Source organism: uncultured Blautia sp. (assembly GCF_902497045.1).
GTDB lineage: Bacteria > Bacillota > Clostridia > Lachnospirales > Lachnospiraceae > Blautia_A.
This window is the reverse complement of sequence record NZ_CABVDF010000140.1, coordinates 1-7,311: the sequence shown is the minus strand read 5'-3', so window position 1 is coordinate 7,311 and position 7,311 is coordinate 1. Positions and strand designations below refer to the sequence as shown.

General features: G+C 44.5%; 8 protein-coding genes. 2 read left to right on the top strand and 6 right to left on the bottom strand.

What is annotated here, in order from left to right; all coding sequences use genetic code 11:
* Positions 1-49: 49 nt before the first annotated feature.
* Positions 50-1,099 (top strand): M42 family metallopeptidase, encoded by a 1,050-nt coding sequence (locus RDS42_RS10205; RefSeq protein ID WP_308783571.1) that lies wholly within the window; start codon positions 50-52, stop codon positions 1,097-1,099.
* Between the two features lie 72 nt (positions 1,100-1,171).
* Here the strand turns inward: RDS42_RS10205 and RDS42_RS10200 are convergent, their stop codons facing one another.
* Together RDS42_RS10200 and trpS are read right to left on the bottom strand one after the other, a co-directional pair.
* Positions 1,172-1,936 carry a peptidylprolyl isomerase gene (locus RDS42_RS10200; RefSeq protein WP_308783570.1) on the bottom strand — a complete coding sequence of 255 codons (765 nt, stop codon included), beginning with the start codon at positions 1,934-1,936 and terminating at the stop codon, positions 1,172-1,174.
* A 98-nt stretch (positions 1,937-2,034) separates the two neighbouring features.
* A complete protein-coding gene (gene trpS, locus RDS42_RS10195) occupies positions 2,035-3,039 on the bottom strand; it encodes a tryptophan--tRNA ligase (RefSeq protein ID WP_308783569.1) in 1,005 nt (334 codons plus the stop codon).
* Positions 3,040-3,210: 171 nt separating this feature from the next.
* On the opposite strand from trpS, the gene RDS42_RS10190 reads away from it, so the two are divergent.
* On the top strand, positions 3,211-3,690 hold the full coding sequence (locus RDS42_RS10190; protein WP_308783568.1) for an S-ribosylhomocysteine lyase: 480 nt from the start codon (positions 3,211-3,213) through the stop codon (positions 3,688-3,690).
* 86 nt (positions 3,691-3,776) lie between these two features.
* On the opposite strand, the gene RDS42_RS10185 is transcribed toward RDS42_RS10190, so the two are convergent.
* The 4 genes from RDS42_RS10185 to RDS42_RS10170 all read right to left on the bottom strand — a co-directional run bounded on the left by RDS42_RS10185 (position 3,777) and on the right by RDS42_RS10170 (position 7,076).
* Entirely contained in the window at positions 3,777-4,244 is a 468-nt protein-coding gene (locus tag RDS42_RS10185; protein WP_308783567.1) for an SH3 domain-containing protein, read from the bottom strand.
* 79 nt (positions 4,245-4,323) lie between these two features.
* Positions 4,324-5,742: a [FeFe] hydrogenase H-cluster radical SAM maturase HydG gene (gene hydG / locus RDS42_RS10180; RefSeq protein WP_308783566.1), complete on the bottom strand. Its 1,419-nt coding sequence runs from the start codon at positions 5,740-5,742 to the stop codon at positions 4,324-4,326.
* 36 nt (positions 5,743-5,778) lie between these two features.
* Complete coding sequence (gene hydE / locus RDS42_RS10175; RefSeq protein ID WP_308783565.1) at positions 5,779-6,819, bottom strand: [FeFe] hydrogenase H-cluster radical SAM maturase HydE; 1,041 nt, start codon at positions 6,817-6,819, stop codon at positions 5,779-5,781.
* Positions 6,816-7,076 (bottom strand): TM1266 family iron-only hydrogenase system putative regulator, encoded by a 261-nt coding sequence (locus RDS42_RS10170; protein WP_308783564.1) that lies wholly within the window; start codon positions 7,074-7,076, stop codon positions 6,816-6,818. Before RDS42_RS10170 ends, hydE begins: the two co-directional genes overlap by 4 nt.
* Positions 7,077-7,311 lie beyond the last annotated feature (235 nt).

The window sequence follows — 7,311 nt, the reverse complement described above, 5'->3', positions numbered from 1 at the left end:
TTTTTTTTTATAATAAACTCAGATTATTATTTCACAAAGGAGAAACAACATGAAAGACTACACAGAATATATCCTGGAACAGGCGCAGAAGCTTCTGTCTATTGACAGTCCCTCCGGCTATACCAAAAATGTAACAGACTGGCTGCTGGAAACTTACAGAGAAATGGGCTACCAGCCTCAGCGTACCACAAAAGGAGGTGTACTGGTACAGATTTCAGAAGGAACAGGAACTGTATCAGATCCTTCCGAAGGTCCTATCCTCCTTACCGGTCATGTGGATACCCTGGGCGCCATGGTTTCCTCCATTACAGATCAGGGAACTTTGAAGCTGACTCCTTTAGGCGGCATGAATCCAAACAATGCTGAAACAGAAAACTGCCGCATCATTACCAGAGAAGGAAAGACTTATACAGGAACTTTCCAGTTATGCAATGCCTCCATCCATGTAAACGGAGACTACAATGATACCAAACGTACCTACAAAGACATGGAAGTACTTCTGGATGAACTGGTATCCACCAAAGAAGAAGTCAAAAGCCTTGGTATCATGACCGGAGATATTGTATGCTTTGATCCCAGAACCGTGATCACTCCCTCCGGTTTCATTAAAAGCCGTTTTCTGGATGACAAACTGAGTACCGCGATCCTTATTGGCTATGCAAAGTATCTGAAAGACGAAAATATCACTCCTTCCCGCCGGATCTATCAGCATATTACTGTATTCGAAGAAGTCGGACATGGCGGCTGCGGATCCATTCCGGAAGATGTGACAGAAATGCTGGCAGTGGATATGGGCTGTGTCGGAGAGGGACTTGAATGTACAGAATGCCAGGTTTCCATCTGCGCCAAAGACAGCCGCGGCCCCTCTCATTATGATGTAGTTTCCGCACTGATCCAGGCTGCCCGAAAAGCAGATGTAGATTTTGCAGTAGATGTATATCCTTACTACGGTTCTGATGTAGATGCTGCTCTAAGCGCAGGTGTGGATGCCCGTCACTGTCTGATTGGTCCCGGAGTTTACGCTTCCCATGGATACGAAAGAAGTCACAAAAAAGGTGTAAAAAATACTTTTGATCTTTTAAAAAGTTATCTGGGATAAAAAACAATCATGGTCAAAAAACCTCTGCCCACAAACCAGGCAGAGGTTTTTCACTCTTTTTATTCTTTTGTATCAATCTAAGATCGTAATTGACTCGATCACCGGCTGTTCTTCTGCCACAATTGTTCCATTGTCATCTACCGGCTGGGCATCTTCGCAGATTTTGTCCACTACATCCATTCCTTCTGTTACATGCCCGAATCCGGCATAATCTCCATCCAGGAATGTACTGTCTTTATGAACAATAAAGAACTGAGAGCTTGCACTGTTGGGATCCATAGATCTTGCCATGGAGATCACTCCTCTTGTATGAGAAATGTCATTCTCCACACCATTATTGGCAAATTCTCCTTTAATTTCTTCATCAGCTCCGCCTGGACCGTTTCCCAAGGGATCCCCGCCCTGGACCATAAATCCATCCATAATACGGTGGAAGGTAAGCCCGTCATAAAATCCATCCTGTGCCAGCTTCACAAAGTTTGTCACTGTGATCGGAGCCGTATCTGCATCCAGTTCCACCTGGATTTCACCGTAATCCTTAACAATGATCTGAGCATGATGGATGCCGGTCAGCTCGCTGCTGGTATCCAGAATTGCTGCTTTCTCCTGTGCATCTGCATTGTCTTTGCTTGTATCCTGAGAAGAAGCCTCTTCTCCATCACTGAATCCGGCCTTCTCGGCCTCTTCGTCACTAACCGTTTCTTCTTTTGAATCTGATTTTTCTGTAGCAGTTTCTGTTTTTGTCTTTTCTGCTGATTCTTTCGTTCCGCCGCAGCCTGTCAGCATTGCCGCTGAAAGTACTGCAGCACAAAGTACTGCCAAAGTTTTACGTTTCATTTTTGTTCCTCCTGATCCTGTTGTTGTATGCGGACCGGCTTCTGCCCCTCCGCTTTTCTGTTTTGTCTGCCGGAGTTTTTCTCTTTCCTCTTTTATGATTATCGGATCCTGTCCGGGAAACCAACCTTTCTCTGTACCTTGCGCAGTGTCTTTGCTGCATAATAATTTGCCTTTTCTGCGTTCTCTTTGATCACAGAGTCAATATATGCCTTATCCTTGGAAAGTCTTGCGAACTCATCCTGAAGAGGCTTCAGCACAGAAATCACTGCCTCTGCCACTGCCGGTTTCAATTCGCCATAGCCTTTTCCGTCAAATTCTTTTACTGCCTCATCCGGTGTCTTTCCGGTGCATGCACAGTAGATATCGATCAGATTCTTAACTCCCGGCTGTTCCTCACGATAAGCAATACAGCCTTCAGAATCTGTCACTGCACGTTTAAATTTACGCATGATCGTATCCGGATCATCCATAAGATAAATACTTCCGTTTGGATTCTCATCAGACTTGGACATTTTTCTGGAAGGATCCTGAAGACTCATGATCTTGGCTCCCACCTTGCCTACATATGCTTCCGGAACTGTAAATACATCTCCGTAAATATTGTTAAAACGCTCTGCCACATTTCTGGTAAGCTCCAGATGCTGCATCTGGTCGATACCTACCGGTACCACATCCGCCTGATACAGAAGGATATCTGCCGCCATCAGAACCGGATAGGTAAAGAGACCGCCATTAATATTGTCTGCATGTTTGGCAGCCTTATCTTTAAACTGAGTCATACGGTTCAGCTCGCCCATATAAGTAAAACAGCTTAAAATCCAGGACAGCTCCGCATGTCCGGAAACATGGGACTGATAATAGATACAGTTTTTCTTAGGATCAAGGCCTGCTGCAATATAAAGAGTCAGAAGATTACGGGCTCTTTTACGAAGTTCTGCCGGATTCTGGCGTACGGTAATGGAATGAAGATCCACTACACTGTAAAAACATTCATATTCATCACTTAAAGTCAGCCAGTTTTTCAGAGCACCCAGATAATTTCCCAATGTAAGGTTTCCTGTCGCCTGCATACCGCTGAATAAAACTTTTTTTCCGTCTATCATGATATTTACCTCTCTTGTTGATGCATTTCTAAGCTGTATACCAGTTTATCATTCTATAGAAATAAAGTCAATGAATTACTGGTTCCCCTTCGTTATTGTTCACAGTAACTGCTTGTTTCCTGCCCCGGACTCTGCTAAAATGATATATCATATATTTCAGGAGGAACACACATGAAAAAAATTGCAAGCTTTACTATAGACCATATTAAGCTGCAGCCGGGAATCTATGTTTCCCGCAAGGATTATCTGGGTGATCAGGTGATCACTACTTTTGATATCCGTATGACCTCTCCTAATGAGGAACCTGTTATGAACACTGCAGAGCTCCATGCTATGGAACATCTGGCAGCTACTTTTCTCCGCAATCATGAGGAATTCGGATCAAAGGTGATCTACTGGGGGCCTATGGGCTGCCGTACAGGAAATTATCTTCTCCTTGCAGGTGATCTGGAATCTAAAGATATTGTAGGACTGATCACAGAAATGTTTGAGTTCATCCGCGATTTTGAGGGCGAGATCCCCGGCGCTTCTGCCAAAGACTGCGGAAACTATCTGGATATGAACCTTGGAATGGCAAAATACCTGGCAGATAAATATCTGAAGGAAGTCCTTTATGATATCAGGGAAGACCGCCTGGTGTATCCGGAATAATCTGCTCCATTCAAAAACAGACGTACAAAAAAACCAGAGATACTTTTCCTGCCGGAAATCATCTCTGGTTTCTTTTTTGCTTCTGTTTACTGAGCTGCAGCCTGGTCTGCCGCCGGTGCCGCTGCTCCGGCCGGAGCCTCTGTTGTCACATACTGAGCGCTTACATAGCCCTTCTGTCCATTGATGTCAACTTCGATCCACTGACCATCCTCACTGACTCCTGTACCGGTAAGCTGATCGCCCACCTTGGTGCTCTGGATGATATTTGTCTGGTCTGTTGTCACGCAGTCTGTACGGATATTTGCCTCATTATTTGCATAATAGACAGCATCCTTCTTTATGATCTTCACGCCGCTTGCCGTCTGTGAAGTTTCAGGTACAGGCGTTGCGGTTACTGCCGGTGTAGGGGTTGCAATGGGTGTTGGCGTTGCAGTTGGTGTAGGGGTTGCTTTTATCACAGTCACGGTAGAGTCCTCTCCTCCTGTGCTGTATCCACAGCCGGAAGCAATAAGAGTAAGACCTGCCAGTGCAATCAGTAATCTGGATTTCTTCATAAGAATTTTCCTCCTTTATCGCATACCACCACTATACCCCATCACAGGTATGTTATGCAAGTGTTTTTTGCTATTAACATCAGAAACGGAAGTCTCTCCTTCCATTTTCAATCTCTTTCAGATTTCTTTCACAGATTTCTCTTGTCTTTTCCCGGCCTACATTCTTAAGCTCTCTTTCAATCACCTTCAGTCCCTTTTCTCTGGTATCAGGAGAAGCATAATCCTCCAGATATTCCTTCAAAGTCATCAATGCATTGGGGTGACAGCAGTTTGCGATCTGTCCGCCTTTTACCAGAGACATAAAGCGGTCTCCTGTACGTCCTTCCCTATAGCATGCAGTACAGAAACTTGGGATATAGCCCAGCTCCAGAAGCCAGTTTACCACCTCGTCCAATGTCCGTCTGTCACTGACATCAAACTGAGAAGAGTTCTCCTCTTCTGCCTCCTCCTCTGCATATCCGCCTACAGAAGTTCTGGAACCGCCGCTGATCTGGGAAATACCAAGATCCAGAACCTTTTCTCTGCACTTCTGGCTCTCACGAGTAGAAATGATCATTCCTGTATACGGAACTGCAATACGGATCACGGCAACAATCTTCTGGAAAATCTCATCCGGCACTGCATTGGTAAAATCTTTCGTATCAATATCATCTGCCGGACAAATGCGGGGAACACTGATGGTATGAGGTCCCACTCCAAATCTTGCCTCCAGATGCTCTGCATGCATAAGGATGCCCACAAAATCGTAGCGATAAGTTTCCAGTCCAAAAAGCACGCCGCAGCCTACATCATCAATACCCGCTTCCATAGCACGGTCCATAGCCTCTGTATGATATGCATAATCGCTCTTCGGTCCTGTGGGATGAAGAGCCTCATAACTTTCTTTATTATAAGTCTCCTGGAAAAGGATGTAAGTTCCGATACCGGCTTCTTTCAGCCTGCGGTAATTTTCCACAGTAGTTGCCGCAATATTTACGTTGACACGGCGGATTGCTCCGTTTTTATGTTTGATGCTGTAGATAGTTTTAATACTCTCCAGGATATACTCGATCGGATTATTTTTTGGATCTTCTCCCGTTTCCAGAGCAAGACGCTTATGTCCCATATCCTGAAGGGCGATCACTTCCTGTCGAATTTCTTCCTGTGTCAGTTTTTTCCGTCGGATATGTTTGTTTTTTGCATGATAAGGACAGTACACACATCCGTTGATACAGTAATTAGAAAGATACAGAGGCGCAAACATTACGATTCGGTTTCCATAAAATTTCTGTTTAATCTCCTTTGCCACATGATACATTTTGTCAATCAGGCGGGGATCTTCGCATTCCAGCAGAAGTGCTGCCTCTCTGTGACTGAGACCTTTACAGTCTCTGGCTCTCTCAATCAGATTTTCAATCAGTTCTGTATTGTCCTTATTCTCTTTTGCATAGGCAAGAGAATCCAGTATCTCCTGATGATCGATAAATTCTGTTGCTTTTGTTGATTTCGGATCGTACATGATTTCCTCCTTTTTGCCGCTTTATCAGCCGCATTTTTATTTTTTGTAATAATCTCCGCGGTCTGTCACAATCTGACAGCCGATTGTTTCCATACGCTTTTTTAAATTTTTTATTCCTTCTGCCGCCTCGTCTCCTGTGGAGATTTTTCCGTCATAAAGCATATATTTCTTTCTGACAGAAAGAGGGGAAAGATTCGGCATCACCACATTGGCGCCGGAAAGAATTCCCAATTCTCTCCCGGAAGGGTGAATAGTCCCAAGGGCTGTGGTAGCCGGAAGGAGAACATTTGGAAGCATCAGGCGCAGAAGCGCCAGGTAAAAAAGAGTATCTTCCAGTGTACCGTCAGCCTTATCCCGGAAAGGGGTATCCCCATGAGAAATAAAAGGTCCGATCCCCACCATTTCCGGATCAAGATTCTTCAAAAACAGAAAATCCTCTGCCAGTGTTTCCGGTGTCTGTCCCGGAGATCCTACCATAAATCCTGCCCCTGTCTGAAATCCGATCTTTTTCAGTGTCTCAAGGCAATGTTTCCTGTTTTCCAGTGAAAGAGGTTCCGGATGAAGGATACGGTAATGATCCTTATCGGCTGTTTCATGCCGGAGAAGATAACGGTCTGCCCCAGCCTCATGGAAAGCCCTGTATTCTGCTTCCGACTTTTCTCCAACAGAAAGTGTCAGGGTACAATCCGGATAAGTTTCTTTTATCTCATAGATCAAATTGGCAAGTCTTTCCTTCGTAAAATATCCATCCTCGCCTCCCTGCAGCACAAAGGTCCGGAAGCCCAGATCGTATCCCTGCCGGCAGCAATGGAGAATATCCTCTTTTGTAAGACGGTACCTGGCTGCATTTTTATTGCTTCTTCTGATACCACAGTAATAGCAGTCATTTTTGCAGTAATTGGTGAATTCGATCAAACCTCTGATAAAAATCCTGTTTCCGTAGACTTCTTCCCGAACTTTCCTTGCCAGATCTCTAGCGTACCGTTCCGTTTCCTCGTCTCTTTCTGATATAAGAAAGATCAGTTCTTCTCTTTCCAGGGTCTGTGTTTGATAAAGTTTATGGATCAGCTCTCTCATTGATTTTTCTCCGGAATTTTTGAATATACAGTTTTACTGGACACGCCGTCCAGCATTCCCAGCTTACCTGACAGAGCACTTATTTTTTCCTGGGGCGCATCCAGGATCACACTGATCACAGAAACACCTTTTGAACGATATGGGATGCCCATCCTTCCAACTATATATTCCCCATAATCATGCAGAATCCGGTTCAGCGCTTCGCTTTTGCCTCTGTCTTCTACAATAATGGCAATCACTGCGATTCTCGTTTCCATATCACATCTCCTCTCCTGTTTTTCATCCGTGTCCCATCGTTTTTATTTTCGACAAAATAAGAACCCGATGTCAGACAGACACCGGGGATATGTACAGAAATACTGCAGTTTTCCTGCAGCAATACGCTCTTTTCTGTTTCTCTCTCACATCCATTCTTTGCAGGTTTATCCTTAAAAGTCCGGTGAATATTTTTATTTTATCATATGATTTACCCAGAAACAAGCAAAACGCACA